The organism is Altibacter sp. HG106 (assembly GCF_028561755.1).
Taxonomy (GTDB): domain Bacteria; phylum Bacteroidota; class Bacteroidia; order Flavobacteriales; family Flavobacteriaceae; genus DFVG01.
The window spans coordinates 333,959-349,564 of the sequence record NZ_JAQQTD010000002.1; the positions used below are offsets into that span (position 1 = coordinate 333,959).

Annotated in this window: 12 protein-coding genes and 1 tRNA gene; 11 read left to right on the forward strand and 2 right to left on the reverse strand. The window is 44.1% G+C overall.

Annotated elements, in window-relative coordinates; all coding sequences use genetic code 11:
* Window positions 1–7: 7 nt before the first annotated feature.
* From PO830_RS04250 to PO830_RS04280, 7 genes are all read left to right on the forward strand, one after another.
* Window positions 8–1,924 (forward strand): ABC-F family ATP-binding cassette domain-containing protein, encoded by a 1,917-nt coding sequence (locus tag PO830_RS04250; RefSeq protein ID WP_272852288.1) that lies wholly within the window; start codon window positions 8–10, stop codon window positions 1,922–1,924.
* Window positions 1,925–1,997: 73 nt separating this feature from the next.
* Window positions 1,998–3,146 carry an efflux RND transporter periplasmic adaptor subunit gene (locus PO830_RS04255; RefSeq protein WP_272852289.1) on the forward strand — a complete coding sequence of 383 codons (1,149 nt, stop codon included), beginning with the start codon at window positions 1,998–2,000 and terminating at the stop codon, window positions 3,144–3,146.
* Window position 3,147: 1 nt separating this feature from the next.
* On the forward strand, window positions 3,148–6,345 hold the full coding sequence (locus tag PO830_RS04260) for an efflux RND transporter permease subunit (RefSeq protein ID WP_272852290.1): 3,198 nt from the start codon (window positions 3,148–3,150) through the stop codon (window positions 6,343–6,345).
* Complete coding sequence (locus tag PO830_RS04265; RefSeq protein WP_272852291.1) at window positions 6,332–7,657, forward strand: TolC family protein; 1,326 nt, start codon at window positions 6,332–6,334, stop codon at window positions 7,655–7,657. The genes PO830_RS04260 and PO830_RS04265 overlap by 14 nt, the downstream gene beginning before the upstream one ends.
* A gap of 55 nt (window positions 7,658–7,712) precedes the next feature.
* Window positions 7,713–9,485 (forward strand): patatin-like phospholipase family protein, encoded by a 1,773-nt coding sequence (locus PO830_RS04270; protein ID WP_272852292.1) that lies wholly within the window; start codon window positions 7,713–7,715, stop codon window positions 9,483–9,485.
* Between the two features lie 5 nt (window positions 9,486–9,490).
* Window positions 9,491–9,673, forward strand: a complete 183-nt coding sequence (locus tag PO830_RS04275) for a CPXCG motif-containing cysteine-rich protein (RefSeq protein WP_272852293.1) — start codon at window positions 9,491–9,493, stop codon at window positions 9,671–9,673.
* A gap of 31 nt (window positions 9,674–9,704) precedes the next feature.
* On the forward strand, window positions 9,705–10,070 hold the full coding sequence (locus PO830_RS04280) for an STAS/SEC14 domain-containing protein (protein WP_272852294.1): 366 nt from the start codon (window positions 9,705–9,707) through the stop codon (window positions 10,068–10,070).
* A gap of 1 nt (window position 10,071) precedes the next feature.
* Here the strand turns inward: PO830_RS04280 and PO830_RS04285 are convergent, their stop codons facing one another.
* The gene (locus PO830_RS04285; protein WP_272852295.1) at window positions 10,072–11,610 is read right to left on the reverse strand and encodes a hypothetical protein; all 1,539 of its coding nucleotides are present in this window, start codon (window positions 11,608–11,610) and stop codon (window positions 10,072–10,074) included.
* Window positions 11,611–11,725: 115 nt separating this feature from the next.
* Here PO830_RS04285 and PO830_RS04290 point away from each other — a divergent pair.
* Both PO830_RS04290 and PO830_RS04295 read left to right on the forward strand, forming a co-directional pair.
* Window positions 11,726–11,798, forward strand: a tRNA-Met gene (locus tag PO830_RS04290).
* A 35-nt stretch (window positions 11,799–11,833) separates the two neighbouring features.
* Entirely contained in the window at window positions 11,834–11,992 is a 159-nt protein-coding gene (locus PO830_RS04295; protein ID WP_272852500.1) for a GIY-YIG nuclease family protein, read from the forward strand.
* A gap of 66 nt (window positions 11,993–12,058) precedes the next feature.
* On the opposite strand, the gene PO830_RS04300 is transcribed toward PO830_RS04295, so the two are convergent.
* A complete protein-coding gene (locus tag PO830_RS04300; RefSeq protein WP_272852296.1) occupies window positions 12,059–12,934 on the reverse strand; it encodes a sterol desaturase family protein in 876 nt (291 codons plus the stop codon).
* Between the two features lie 248 nt (window positions 12,935–13,182).
* Between PO830_RS04300 and PO830_RS04305 the strand changes: the two genes are divergently transcribed.
* On the forward strand, window positions 13,183–14,595 hold the full coding sequence (locus PO830_RS04305; RefSeq protein WP_272852297.1) for an MBL fold metallo-hydrolase: 1,413 nt from the start codon (window positions 13,183–13,185) through the stop codon (window positions 14,593–14,595).
* 170 nt (window positions 14,596–14,765) lie between these two features.
* On the forward strand, window positions 14,766–15,605 hold the full coding sequence (locus PO830_RS04310) for a universal stress protein (RefSeq protein WP_272852298.1): 840 nt from the start codon (window positions 14,766–14,768) through the stop codon (window positions 15,603–15,605).
* The last annotated feature ends 1 nt before the right edge of the window (window position 15,606 follow it).

Consider the following 15,606-nt stretch of genomic DNA (forward strand, 5'->3'; position numbering starts at 1 on the left):
GACATTCATGTTGAACATTCACGATCTTTCGGTTTCTTTTCAAGGCGATGCGTTGTTTAGTGGTATTACCTTTCAGCTTACTCCTGGCGATCGTGTGGGGCTCGTTGGAAAGAATGGTGCCGGGAAATCAACCTTGTTGAAAATTATTGCCAGAGAGCAGGAATACGATAAGGGTCAAATTGCCACCGATAAAGAAGTTTCTATTGGCTTTCTGAAACAGGACATCGATTTTGAACAAGGCCGAACCGTTCTGGAGGAAGCCTACCAAGCTTTTACTGAGATCAAACGGCTGGAGAAAAAATTAGCGAACATCAATGAACAGCTTGCCGAGCGAACCGATTACGAAAGCGATGGGTATCATCAATTGATGGTAGATCTCAATGAGGTGCAGCATCAATATGAAATCATTGGAGGGTATAATTATCAAGGCGATACCGAGCGAATTTTACAAGGGCTCGGGTTTCAGCGAGAGGATTTTAATAAAACAACCGAAACCTTTTCTGGTGGTTGGCGAATGCGCATTGAATTGGCGAAGCTATTACTTCAGAATAACGATATTCTACTATTAGATGAGCCTACGAACCATCTCGATATTGAATCTATTTTATGGCTCGAAGATTTCCTGAATGCCTATCCCGGCGTGGTTATGTTGGTATCGCACGATAAGATGTTCTTAGACCGGGTCACCAATCGCACCATCGAGATTTCCTTAGGATCAATTTACGATTTTCCGAAGCCGTATTCTAAATACTTGGTGGTTCGTTCTGAACTAAGAGAGCAACAATTGGCGGCTCAAAAGAATCAGCAAAAACAAATTGAGCATACCGAAAAGCTCATCGAAAAGTTTCGCGCGAAAGCCACCAAAGCATCCATGGCGCAATCGCTAATCAAAAAGCTAGATAAGATTGATCGCATTGAGGTAGATGAAGAAGATACCGCGGTCATGAGTTTGCGTTTTCCCCTCTCTGTGACGCCCGGAAAGGTAGTGCTGGAAGCTGAGAAGATTTCAAAGAATTATGGTCAGAAAGAAGTGCTTCGGAATATTGACCTCATGATCGAACGCGGAAGCAAGATCGCCTTTGTGGGGCAGAATGGGCAGGGAAAGTCCACACTGGCGAAGATCATAGTGGGAGAGATCGAACATCAGGGACAACTGAAGTTGGGGCATAATGTTCAAATTGGGTATTTCGCGCAAAACCAGGCCGAATACCTCGACGGAAGCAAAACCGTGGAAGATACCATGCTCGATGCGGCTGATGAGAAAACACGACCGCGGGTTCGTGATATTCTTGGGGCGTTCTTGTTTCGGGGAGAGGAAGTAGACAAATACGTACGTGTGTTATCTGGGGGCGAACGCAACCGACTCGCTTTAGCGAAACTCTTGTTGCAACCCTTCAACGTGTTGGTCATGGATGAGCCTACCAATCACTTAGACATTCAATCTAAAAATGTGCTAAAAGAAGCCTTGAACAATTTTGAGGGTACCTTGCTCTTGGTATCTCACGACCGAGACTTCTTGCAAGGCTTGAGCGAACGTGTGTACGAGTTTAAAGATCACAAGATTAAAGAGTATTTAGGCGATATCGACTATTTCTTGGAACAGCGAAACCTTCAGAACCTACGAGAGGCAGAGAAACGCGAACAACAGAAGAAAGAGGTACCGCAGAAAACGTCTGAAGGAAAATTAGATTATAAGGCACAGAAAAAACTAAAATCGCTTCAGAATAAATTGAGCAATACCGAAGCCAAAATCGCCAGTCTTGAACGAGAAATCAAAGAGCACGACGTCGCGATGGAAACCAATTACGATGAAACGGTTTCAGATCCTACCTTCTTCGATATTTATGAGAAGAAAAAAAACGAGGTGCAGCGTCTTATGGAAGCCTGGGAAGAACTTACCCTCCAAATTGAAGCCCTGAACTAACATTTAATATACTTTTAACGGTTGTCGCTCCAAGGCGCACTATTTTTGAAAAACTAACTCTCAAAGCCTTGGCATGCGTAAATTAATCCTCACTCTACTGGGTGTTCTTATCATCGGTATTTCTATCGTAGCGGCTTATTTTATCATCGAAAGTAATACGAAAACAAAGCCAAAAGTTGATAAAGTAATCAAGACCGTTTTTGCTGAGGAAGTTCAAAACGGTGTGGTACCTATTACGATTCCTGCGAACGGAAATCTAGTGGCGAAAAACCGACTGGAATTATACGCCGAAGTTCAAGGGGTTTTTCAGAATAGCGCACACGATTTTAAAGCCGGGCAAACCTATCGCAGAGGCGAAACCTTGTTGCGCATCAATGCGGCAGAATATTACGCTTCCGTGCAATCGGCGAAAAGTGACTTCTACAATTTAGTGACTTCCCTAATGCCTGATTTACGCCTGGATTATCCGCAAGCCTTTCCGAAGTGGCAACAATATTTAGATGAATTCAATTTGAATGAATCGGTGCCCGAATTACCGAGTATTGATGATGAGAAAGTGAATTACTTCATCACCGGTCGCGGCGTATTGGCTTCCTATTACAATATTAAAAACTTAGAGCAACGCCTCGGGAAATACAGTATTAGAGCCCCCTTTACGGGAACAGTCACTGAAGCGTTGGTGACGCAAGGAACGTTAATTCGACAAGGACAAAAACTAGGTGAGTTCATTGACACCTCGGTGTATGAATTGGAGTTGTCTATCGGAAAAACCTATAGCGATCTTTTGGGATTGAATGAAAAAGTCACTTTGGCGACCCTGGAAGGAAACAATACCTATACCGGTACGGTGAGCCGTATCAATGCACGAGTAGATCAAGCCACACAAACCATTCAGGTGTTTGTTGAAGTGAAAGGTGAAAACCTGAAAGAAGGCATGTATCTGGAAGCGCAATTGGAAGCGAAAGACGAACCCAATGCCATCGAGATTTCCAGAAAACTATTGGTTGACGAAGACGAAATTTTTATCGTGCGAGATAGCGTGTTAAATACCATAACGATTGATCCCGTGTACTTTTCACCCAAAACAGTGGTGGTAAAAGGAGTGCCTGACGGTACAAAGATATTGGCGAAACCTATTCCCGGGGCCTACGCCGGAATGCGCGTTAAAGTGAATGAAGAGTCACTGCCGGGAGACGCTTCTTCGAATCAAGTGGTGCAGTGAGATGAGAAAGGTAATTAGTTATTTTATAAAGTATGAAGTGGCGGTCAATGTCTTGATCATCGCCTTCATCATCTTTGGAGTATTGGGTATTTTTCAGCTGCAATCCTCCTTCTTTCCCTTACAAGACCCGGAGATTATAAACATAAGCATTGCGTATCCAGGAGCAGCGCCGCAAGAGATCGAGGAGGGTGTGGTTTTAAAAATTGAAGACAACCTAAAAGGTCTCAAAGGAATAGAGCGCGTAACTTCTACTTCCCGGGAAAATGGGGGAAGTATCACTGTTGAGATTGATAGTGACGAAGACATCGACGCAATGCTGGCAGAAGTTAAGAATGCCGTAGATCGCGTTCCAAACTTTCCCACCGGGATGGAACCGCTGGTGGTCGCAAAGCAAGAACGCATACGGCAAACCATCGATTTTGCGATCAGCGGAGATAATATCGAACTCAGTGCGTTAAAGCAAATTGGCAGACAGGTTGAGAATGATCTACGCGCGATGGAGGGCATTTCACAAATTTCGGTTTCGGGATATCCCGAAGAGGAGATTGAGATCGCGGTTCGGGAAAACGATCTGCTGGCGTATAATCTAACGTTTGCTGAGGTGGCTTCCGCCGTGAGTCAGGCGAATATTTTATCGACCGGTGGAAACATTAAAACCGAAGCCGAAGATTATCTGATTCGGGCCAATAACCGTTCGTACTATGGAGACGAATTAAACAACCTGGTGGTACGTGCTCAGAATGATGGAACGGTCGTTCGATTACAGGATGTGGCAACCGTTCGCGATCGTTTTTCGGAAACTCCCAATGCCTCCTATTTCAATGGAAACGTCGCGGTCAATATTGAAATTACCAATACCAATAACGAAGACCTTATTTCCACCGCAGAACAGGTAAACGAATACATCGTAGAATTCAATCAAAAATACGATGGGGTACAAATCGATGTGGTTTCAGATTCGTCTATCCGACTCCAACAACGTACGCAGCTCCTATTAGAGAATGGTGCGGTTGGTATTTTACTCGTGCTTATTTTCTTATCGTTTTTTCTTAATACCCGACTGGCTTTTTGGGTGGCCTTTGGATTGCCTATTGCTTTCTTGGGGATGTTCATCTTTGCCGCGCAATTTGGTGTGACCATCAATGTGCTATCGCTCTTCGGAATGATTATCGTGATCGGGATTCTGGTGGACGACGGAATTGTTATTTCAGAAAATATTTACCAACATTACGAACGTGGAAAACCACGTATTCAAGCGGCCATCGACGGTACCATGGAAGTGATGCCGCCCATTCTGTCGGCTATTATCACCACGGTATTGGCCTTTTCTACCTTTTTGTTTCTCGATGGGCGTATTGGTGACTTTTTTAGTGAAGTCTCTGTAATTGTAATGCTTACCCTCATCGTTTCACTCGTGGAAGCCTTGATCATTCTCCCCGCCCATATTGCCCACTCGAAGGCATTGGTGCACGAAGATGAAGTGGATAAAAAGAACAAAAAGGGCATCGATAAGTTTTTTATGAAACTTAGAGTGTTCAATGAATACGGCGATCGCTTTATGCGCTATTGTCGAGATAATATTTACAGTCCGATGTTACGCTTTGCCCTGAAGCAACGGTTCATCACCTTTGCGATTATGCTTGCCTTTATGATCTTAACCATTGGCGCTATGCAAGGTGGTATTATTCGTTCCGCGTTTTTCCCAAGTATAGCCAGCGACCGGGTGAGTATCGACCTGTTGATGCCGGAAGGTACTAACCCAGCGATCACTGACTCCATCATTACTTATGTAGAATCGGCGGCCTGGCGGGTGAATGAAGATTATACCGCACGTCAAACTGACAACAAGCAGGTGGTTGAAAATATTATCAAACGTGTAGGGCCCGGAAACAATAAAGCGAGCTTACAGGTAAATCTGCTGCCGGGAGAAGAGCGCGATTTTGGTTCTCCTGAAATAACCGCCTCCATTCGGGAAGAAGTAGGAGAGGTGTACGGGGTAGAGCGACTTACGTTTGGTAGTGGTGGAAACTTTGGCGGGAGTCCGGTGTCTGTCTCGCTCTTAGGAAACAATACGGAAGAACTCAAAGCGGCCAAAAATGAGTTGCGATTGAATTTGGAGAACAATTCTATGTTGGCCGATGTTACCGATACCGACCCGGAAGGAATTAAAGAAATTAACATCCGACTCAAAGAAAACGCCTATGCGTTAGGACTTAATTTACGCGAAGTGATGAGTCAGGTGCGCGCTGGATTCTTTGGGTTACAAGCGCAACGATTTCAACGAGGCCAGGACGAAATTCGGGTATGGGTGCGTTTCGACCGAATTAACAGAGAATCGATTACTGACCTGGATGACATGCGGATTGTTACGCCTACAGGACAGCGTGTGCCCTTTGCCGAGATTGCCGATTACAATATCGCGAGAGGTGATGAAAGTATAAGTCACTTAAACGGGCTACGAGAGATACAGGTAAATGCGGACATGAAGAACCCAAAAGATAGCCCCACCGAGGTACTGGCGGAAATTGAAAACTTGGTCATGCCCGAAATACTTTCAAAGTACCCAACGGTAACGGCCTTGTATGAAGGACAGAATAGGGAGGCGTTGAAATTACAACGTTCGGCAAACACCGTAGTGCCTATAGTCATCTTTTTGATCTATGTGGTGATTGCGTTTACTTTCCGAAGCTATAGTCAGCCGCTCTTATTGATACTCATGATACCGTTTAGCTTTATCGCGGTGGCCTGGGGTCACTGGATTCATGATTTCCCTATCAATATCCTTTCAGCCTTAGGAATTATCGCTTTGGTTGGAATTATGGTGAACGACGGACTCGTACTTATCGGAAAATTCAACACCTACCTCAAGGAAGGGATGAAATTTGATGAAGCCTTGTATGAAGCCGGAAGAACACGTTTCAGAGCGATCTTTTTAACCTCCTTGACGACGATTGCAGGGATTGCACCCTTGCTCCTGGAAAAGAGCAGACAGGCCCAATTCTTAAAGCCGATGGCCATCTCTATTGCCTACGGAATTGGAATTGCGACCATTCTCACCCTCATCATCCTACCCTTGTTATTGAGCTTTACCAACAGCGTAAAAACAGGTAGTAAATGGTTGCTTACGGGGAACAAAATTGATAAAGAAGAAGTAGAACGCGCCATCAAAGAACAGAAAGAACAGCATGAAGCAGCTTAAGCATGCCTTACTTATTGTAGGAATTCTCTTCTCGAGTTATAGCATAGGGCAAGTGGGCCCGGTGCTTTCTAAAGAGGAAGCGATTGAAGAGACCCTTTCCAATAACTTTGGAATAGAAATAGCGGGTAACGACCTTGAAATAGCAGATAATAATCAAGGTATTCTCAATTCAGGATACCTACCTCGACTCACTGGAAATGCCGGAGCCAATTACAATGTGGAAGACCAGGAGGTGGTACTTCGAGACGGGTCGGAAAATAATGTCGAGGGTGCGGAAACCGAGCGTTACAACGCGTCTTTGAACCTGAACTATACGTTATTTGATGGATTGGGAAGGTGGTACACCTACAAGCGCTTAAAAGAGGAATATAACCTCACAGAATTACAAGTACGGCAGACCATAGAAACCACTACATTGCAGCTCTTTTCGGTGTATTATGAGGTCGCCAGAATTACCGAAAATGTGGCCGTGTTAAAGCAAACCTATAACAATACACGCGATCGATTAACGCGTGCGGAGTACAGTTTTGAATACGGACAGGTAAATAAATTGGAGGTGCTTAATGCCGAAGTCGACCTGGTTACCGATAGCATTAACTTAATGAACGCTCGTCAACAGTTGCGCAATACCAAGCGCGATCTTACGGTGGTGTTAAATAGCGATCTGGATCGTAATTTTGAAGTGGATACCACGGTGTCCTTTATCGGAGAATTGCAACTTGAAAATTTCGTTCGAACTGCCGACACGAACAATGTTCGTTTACTTCAGGCGCAAAAGAATATTTCTATTACCAATTATGATTATAAGGCCAGTAGATCAATATTCTTACCAACCATTGGTTTAAGCGGGTCTTACGGTTGGAATCAAGGTAATTTTCCGGTAACCAGCTTTGCCACGAGCAGCACCACCACTGGGTATTCTGCGGGGGTCAGTTTGACGTGGAATTTGTTTGATGGCGGAAGTGGTATTACCAATGTGAAGAATCTTCGTATTCAGCAAGATTCTCAGGAGTTGTTGTTGCAGCAGATCACGCTCGAGGTGAATAGAGATATTGCCAATGCTCAAGGAAATTATGAGAACCTCTTAGAGGTATTTCGACTGCAAGAACAAAATGTTACGACGGCGCAAAATAATTATGACCGCTCGCAAGAACGCTACAAACTAGGGCAAATCACTTCCGTAGAACTAAGACAGGCACAAATCAACTTGCTCAATGCGAAGACCAATAAGAATTTGGCAAAATACGAAGCGAAATTGGCAGAATTAGAATTACTGCAACTTACCGGACAACTGCTGAACGTTGATTTTTAAGCGCTTGCCTTAGGAAAAATCCCCTTTCAATTTGGTGGGAAAGCCTTCTGTAATCATGGAAACTTTGGTTACTTTTCAACTGTATCAATCGTTACGTGACATTATGGAGGATAAGAATACCGTTAAATTATGCATTACCATGGCTGGAGCTGTTTCGGCAGGCGCCTATACAGCGGGCGTTCTGGACTATCTATTAGATACCCTAGCCCTCTGGGAAGCGGCTAAGGAGAAAAACCGAAAATTGGGCCCCAGTGACCCAAACTACGACCACAGTATTCCGATGCATCAGGTAGAAATAGACGTTCTGAGCGGCTCTTCTGCCGGAGGAATTTCATGTACGCTGATGCTCCTGGCACTGGCGGATAAAAAATACCGCAGTTTCGGCAGTAGAAACGAACTGGGAGAAAACAATGTGTTTTATCAAAGTTGGGTGCATATGGCCGATGATGAACAGAGCGATACCCTCGATAAATTGTTAAAAGTAGATGACCTAAAACAGTACAAAGCGGTTCATTCACTGCTCAACACCCTTCCAATCGAAGAAATAGCCGATAATGCCTTACAGGTGAAAGAACCTAGAGTGTTGCCCAAATTTGCTTCCGATAGTCTGGATGTTATTCTTACGACAACCAACTTACGCGGTCTCAATTTTCAAGTAAATTTTGATCAATTAGACCGCTCCGGTTCCAAAGGAACGATCATTACCAATCACGGTGGATTTTTCCGCTACAAGCTCACTAATGAAAAATTCAAGGTGGGAATTCCTGAATCAAAAGAAGAGCTTTATTACGTGTTAGACCTTCAAGATGAAAAACATATCAATTATCTGAAAAATGCGACCCTGAGCACGGCCGCTTTTCCGGTGGGACTAGAATCGCGGGAGATGAAGGTAGCTTCCGAGTACATTCAGCGCTACCCAAAGTACCTCTTCAACGAGAGTGCCGGAATAACCGCCTTACTTCCCGATGGTGATACCTATAGCTTCACTTCGGTAGATGGTGGTGTTATTAATAATGAGCCTTATGGAATTGGGCTGCGAATATTGAAGGAAAAGAATCCCGAGCATTGCAAAAATGAAAAGTATGCGGTCATCATGGTGGATCCCTTTCCCAATAAGGATCGGGATGTGGCGTACACAGGCAAAGGTATCTTTGCAACCTTATCAGGCTTGTTTAAGGCGCTTCGGAATCAAGTGATGTTCAACCAAGATGGTATTATTGATGCCCTCGATACGAACGACCGTACCAAGTTCTTAATTGAACCCATCCGAAAAGTAGAGAAAAACGGGGCATGGGTACGTCCTAAAAGTGACCTGGCAAGTGCGCCCATTGCGGGATTTGCCGGGTTTATTAATAGTGACTTCCGAAAACACGACTTTCAGCTGGGTCGCAAAAACTGCCAGAATTTCTTACGGTATCACTTTGCCGTGGCTCAAGAAAATACCGAAAAGCGTCTAAGTGTTACCCTGCCGGAGGAGGCTATAAAGCGTTTCGAATTTGCGTTGCCTCCACGAGACCCTAACGGGAAAAAGTACTTTCCGTTTATTCCGGACCTTCGGGTAAAGTGTAATTTCGACGAGCAACTGGATGTAGCTGCTTTTGGAGAAGATGCCAAAATCAATTTATTTGCCTACCCTAAAGTGTCGTTCAGGGAGTTCGAGAAACGCTACAAGAAAAAAATAAAAAACCGAATCGGCTATTTAGTGAAATATATGGTGAATAGTTCGGTGCTTTCTGGGCTGGCCAATTTCTTTTACGCCAAACGGGCCGGCTATCGGTTCGTAAAAGAAAACCTGGAGCAGGAACTCCGGGACAATGAATTACTGTAGTTAAAATGATAGAACACTTTTTTCAATGTCCCCATTGCTGGGAACCCATATCCATGTTGGTTGATGTTTCTGTATCGCAGCAAACCTATATTGAAGATTGTGAGGTGTGTTGCAATCCTATTCAAATTCATGTGCATTGTCAGGGAGGTGCTATTGAATCGTTTGAAGCGCATAGTATCGAGCAATAATTTTGTACCTTGTATTGATAAAGAGCGACTTATGATCTCCAGTTTCAGTTTTTCGGACAATACCGTTGGCTTTTTGATCGAAGGTAAATTTACTTCCGAACAAGGAGACAAGTTACAACGTCTCATCGTCAACAAGCTGGAAACCTTTCCGAAGATCAACCTCTATCTGGAAGACGCTTACATTGATGGCTTCTCTTTACAGGCGGTATTCGATAATGTATTGTTCAAATTCAATCACGCCAAGAGTTTTCATAAGATCGCCCTGGTGACCAATCGCAATTGGATTCATCTCTGCGGAAAGATTGACGACTTCATCATGGAAGGCGAAGTACGATCCTTTCCTACCGAACAGCGCTTAAAAGCCATGTCTTGGATTGCCGAAGCTCCCATAGATTAGCCTAGTCGTCATCGTCGTTGTGATCTAAGATAGCCTTCCGAAGCCCGGCCATGATATTGATCCAGATATAATTAAAAGCAGATTTGTTCTTAACGCGCGCGGTGGTTGCCTTCCCTTCCTTAAAATTGTCTTCTTCATCGCTCGATTCTTTATTGACCACCGCATTCGCCAATAAATTGGTAATTTCTTTGGTGTCTCGGCCTTCCTCTTCTAACATGCGAATCCTAAAGTTCTTAAAATTGGTTTTCAGGTTGATGTGGCCTTGGTCATCGTCGCCAGTAATGGTAAAGTAGGTCTTATTGATACGTCCCTCTAAGGCCATACGGGAGGAAGGAATGGTAAAGCTGTTCATCACTTGCGACTGGAACGCTCCGGCTTCACATTCAAAGGTAAATCGGTCTAAGGTATCTTGTACGCGAAACGTCCAAAGGGCGTCGATTGAGGTATTTTTAAAAATATGGGTGGTGACGTCTATGCGGGTTTGCGTACTGTCTGGGTAGGTGTTGCCTACATTGGCGATAGCTGCTTGAAAGTTAGAGAACGTAACTTCTCCCGGAGGTTCGGAGGTCGTTATTTTCTCACGATATATTAATTTCAAATTTTCCACATCAACCGAATCTATTCCTAGCGGAAACGACAGCTCCCGAAGAAGTTGGCCGAACATGGGCTTAAAGCTGGTATCGTCGGGCAAACGTTTATCACGATAGATTTTGATGTCCGGTTGCGACAATCGCAAAGACCGGGCATACACACCCCAGGAAGTCGCTTGATGTCGTGCCTTAAATCCGTTGAAGGTCAATTTCGGAATCACAATATCGTAATGGTCTTTTTCTTTTGGAGAGGCCTTGGACAAGTCAGCTTCCGAACCTTGCGTAGTGATCCGAAATTCGTCCAAACGCAATTGCGCGTCTTCTAACTGAATATTGTTCAGGGTAAGTTGGTCAAAAGCATTGAGTTGCACAAACAACGAATCGGAAGAAAATGAAACTTCGTCGTACGAGGGAATCTTCTTTTGAATGGGAGCTATGTTATTAATCGCTGCGGAAACATTGGCGAGGTACATTTTGAGGCTATCGGCTTCCTGCAACACCTCAATAGTGGCATTGTTCAGTTGAACGTTCTTAATCTGAAAGGTTTTAGTTGACTTCTTTTTTCCAGAATCTGAGGTAGGGAATGAGCGGGCCGAATAATATTGAAGTTGTGGTTGGTCCAATCGGAGGTTTTTGATGCGAATGGCATCCTTAACGAGGTACCCCCAATAGTCAATACCCTGAAGTCGCACCTTTTCTAGAGAAACCTTTAAAACGGGCTGAGCGGCACTATCGTTTATGCGCAAGGTGGGTTGTTGAAGTGCATACGTTGCAGTCCACAGATTAAACTCACTTTTTTGATATTCTAATGCATATTCGTTAGGAAGTGCTTCTGAAATGGCGGCATCAATTTTAGCACGGATCACAACCGTTCCGATGCCATAGCCAAGTAAAAAGATCAGAAGTAAGATTCCCGCTGTGAGAAGCAGGCGTTTGCGTGTTTTTGACATATAATTAAAAATAAACAATCCATGACTACTCCAAAAAAGTTTGTGAGAAACTGTTAAATTTCGCTGGTATTTGACTTGTCAGAATTAAAAATGATTGTATCTTTGCCTTCCACATCGCGGGGTAGAGCAGTAGGTAGCTCGTCGGGCTCATAACCCGAAGGTCACTGGTTCGAGTCCAGTCCCCGCTACGAAGGAAAACTCCTCAGAAATGAGGAGTTTTTTTATGGAAGAATATGTAGTATATATATTGGATTCTGAAACGGCTGGAAAAGTCTATACAGGTTTCACTTCAAACCTGATTTCTAGGATGCTTTCTCATAACAAGTTGGGTAAAGGTTGGACGGTAAGGTATGGGTCTTGGTGGCTTTTTACATTCGTTTAGGGGTAAATCTAGCTGCGATACTGGAAAATAGAAGAACCATCGAGGCATGCTGAAGACGACAACTTCTTACTTCTGTCCTTTCTTAAACCCATAGGTGTTTTGACGAACAAAATCTTTGGGAAAGGCGTCATCTCCGGGAAACCCTAATTCGATCGTCCCGCTATCTTCCGGAATATAATGGGTCTTGAAGAGATAGTCCCACAGGCTTAAACTAATCCCGAAATTGACGCCATAGGTGCCTTTCGGCAGCTCATACGCGTGATGATACAGGTGCATGACAGGGTTATTAAAAATGTATTTGAGCGGCCCCCAGGTAATTTTGATGTTCGCATGATTAAAATGTCCGATGGTAATGGCCAAAAAGTGGACGATAAACGCTTGCGCGGGCTCAAAGCCAAACAAAATCATTACCCCGAACGTTTTCAAGGGCTTGTAGAGAATGTTTTCCATCCAGTGGTACCGCAAATGTGCCGCGAAACCCATTTCTTTCACGCTGTGATGCACTTTATGATACTTCCACAAAAATGAATATTTATGAAGCAACACATGTGTAAACCATTGAACAAAGTCTAACACGACAAAGAAGACCAACAATTGCAACCACATAGGCCATTCCGAAGGATCAAAAAGGGCTAACGTGTCCTCTTGGATTCCCAAATCCTCAAATCCCAACTGCAAGAGTTTGTAAATACCACTGATAGCAATCGCAAAGAGGAAGAAATTAAAAAACATGTAGAAGGCGTCCAGCCAAAAATCTTGGCGGAATATCGCTTGCTCCTTTCGCCAGGGGAAAATAATTTCCAAACCCCAAATGACGAGGGAGATCACAATCAATCCCCAAAAGTAATTGGTATACCAGGGAACATTGAAGAGTATTGAGTTCCAGGTCCAATCCAGCGTGTTCAAAAACGCTTCCAAAAAGCCATTCACGTACCGCTCCATGGGTGTTATTTTTAATTTAAAAGTGCCCGCCCTTGGTCGAATTATTGAAGGGCACATTACACGAATAGTGTTCCAAAAGTGCGATAAGATATGGATTAATACAACCTTTTCTTCGGAAATCCTTCCACGGTGTGCTGTGTAACTATGGTTACTGTTTTGGAAAGATAGCATGTGTATCTTTACGCTATTCACAATGCTTCGGAAGCGAGATCCTTGAGTATGTTTCAGAGGCCTAAAAAATTCACATCATGAAAGTAGAACAAATATATACCGGATGCCTGGCACACGCCGCTTATTATATCGAGAACAATGGCGAAGCTGCTATTTTTGACCCCTTACGAGAAGTAGCACCCTATTTGGAACGTGCCAAACAAGATCAAGCCACCATTAAATATGTTTTTGAAACACATTTCCACGCCGATTTTGTGAGTGGCCATCTCGATCTTCAGAAGAAAGCGGGCGCAGCAATTGTTTTTGGACCGGGAGCGGCGCCAGAATACGAGGCGATTACCGCCAGGGACGGTCAGATTTTTTCCGTTGGAAATTATCAAGTAAAGGTTATTCACACCCCTGGTCATACCATGGAAAGTACCACCTATTTGTTAGTTGACGAAAATGGGAAAGAGCACGGGATCATTACCGGGGACACCTTGTTTATTGGAGATGTGGGACGGCCCGACCTGGCCCAACACGTGGTTGCCGATCTGACCGAAGAAAAGCTCGCCGGGCATCTCTACGATTCTCTTCGCAATAAGATCATGCCGTTAAGCGACGATCTCATTGTCTACCCCAATCACGGGGCGGGTTCGGCCTGTGGTAAAATGATGAGCAAAGAAACCACCGATACCCTGGGAAACCAGAAAAAGCTCAACTACGCCTTGCGACCCGATATGACCAAAGAAGAATTCATTGAAGAATTGCTCACAGGGCTTACCAAGCCTCCCGGATATTTCCCTCAAAATGTGTTGATGAATATTAAGGGATACGATAGCTTAGACGAGGTCAAAGCGCGCGCCTTCACTCCGATGTCACCCACCGTTTTTGAAACTGTGGCCAATGAAACTGGGGCGTTAGTATTAGATACGCGCGATGCCGAAACCTTTGCCAAAGGATTTATTCCCAATAGTATCAATATTGGCCTGGAGGGCAATTTTGCACAATGGGTGGGTGAAATGATCCCTGATGTTACACAACAGATCTTACTGGTTACCGAGCCGGGAACCGAAGACGAAGCGGTAACACGTCTTTCTCGTGTTGGGTACGATCATACCATTGGGTATTTGGACGGAAGTTTTCCTAGTTGGAAGGCAGACAACAGACCGTTCAACACTATAGATCGGGTGGATGCCGCAGAGGTCGCTTCAGCCTATGACGAAAATTCTTTGATCATTGACGTTCGAAAGAAAAGCGAATACGATTCGGAACATATTATCAATGCCGTGAACATTCCGTTGAATGAAATCAACAAACATTTGGCTGAAATTCCGAAGGACAAGACGTTCTATCTGCACTGCGCCGGTGGTTATCGCAGTATGATCGCTGCTTCCATCTTAAAGCAGCGCGGTTGGGATGAGGTGATCGATGTGCGCGCTGGTTTTGAAGCCTTAAAGGAAACCAACCTGCCCAAATCAGACTATGTGTGTCCCACCACCTTATTATAAATTAAGTACCTGGAATATGGAAAGAGGGGCTCGGTTTCGTATCGAGCCTCTTTTTTTTTGGTACTTATTAAAAACAGCTACCCAAATGGGCAGGATGGGGTAGCTGACAAAAATCATCTTTTTCTTACGTGCCAGGCACTACCTTCGTTATAACTTTTAATCACAACGCTATGAAGACAATTTTAGTTCCTACTGATTTTTCACCGCATTCTGAAAATGCCTTGAGAGCCGCCGCGAGCATTGCCAAGAAAAAGAACGCCCAGATCATGGTGGTACACATGATTGGATTGGAAAGCGGACTCCTAACGTCGAATACCGATCTACCCACCGAAGCTTCTGTGTTCTACGTTAAATTGGCCGAAAAACGCTTTTCTGAACTATTAGATCAGGTATATCTAAAAGATATTCAGGTGAAGTCTATGGTAAAAAAATACCGGAATTTTTCAGAAATAAATACGCTGGCCGCGGAACTTGAAACCGACTTGATCGTTATGAGCTCACACGGTGCCAGTGGTATCGAAGAGCTATTTCTGGGATCGAATACCGAAAAAGTGATCAGAACGTCTGAAATCCCCGTGTTGGTGATCAAACAATTTGTAGCTGATTTTGATATTGATTTAGGGGTGTTTGCAAGCGATTTTTCTTCGGAAGCGGTTAGCGTCTACATAGAAGCAAAGCAATTTTTCGACTTGTTTCAAGCTACCATGAAAACGGTTTATGTCAATATTCCCGGTAGGAACTTCAAAACGAGTTCTGAAATTGACAAATTGCTCTATGATTTCTTTGAAGAAGCCGGATATGAAAATCCATCGGAAGCGGTTTCACAAGTCTCTATTGTTTCCGATAAGACCGTAGAACAAGGCGTGCTAGCCTATAGCGACCTTATCGATTCAGATGTAATAGTAGTGCCTACCCATGGTCGAAGAGGCTTGTCTCATTTGCTCCGCGGGAGTATTTCCGAAGATGTGGCAAACCACTCGCATAAACCGGTACTTACCATGAAATTATGAG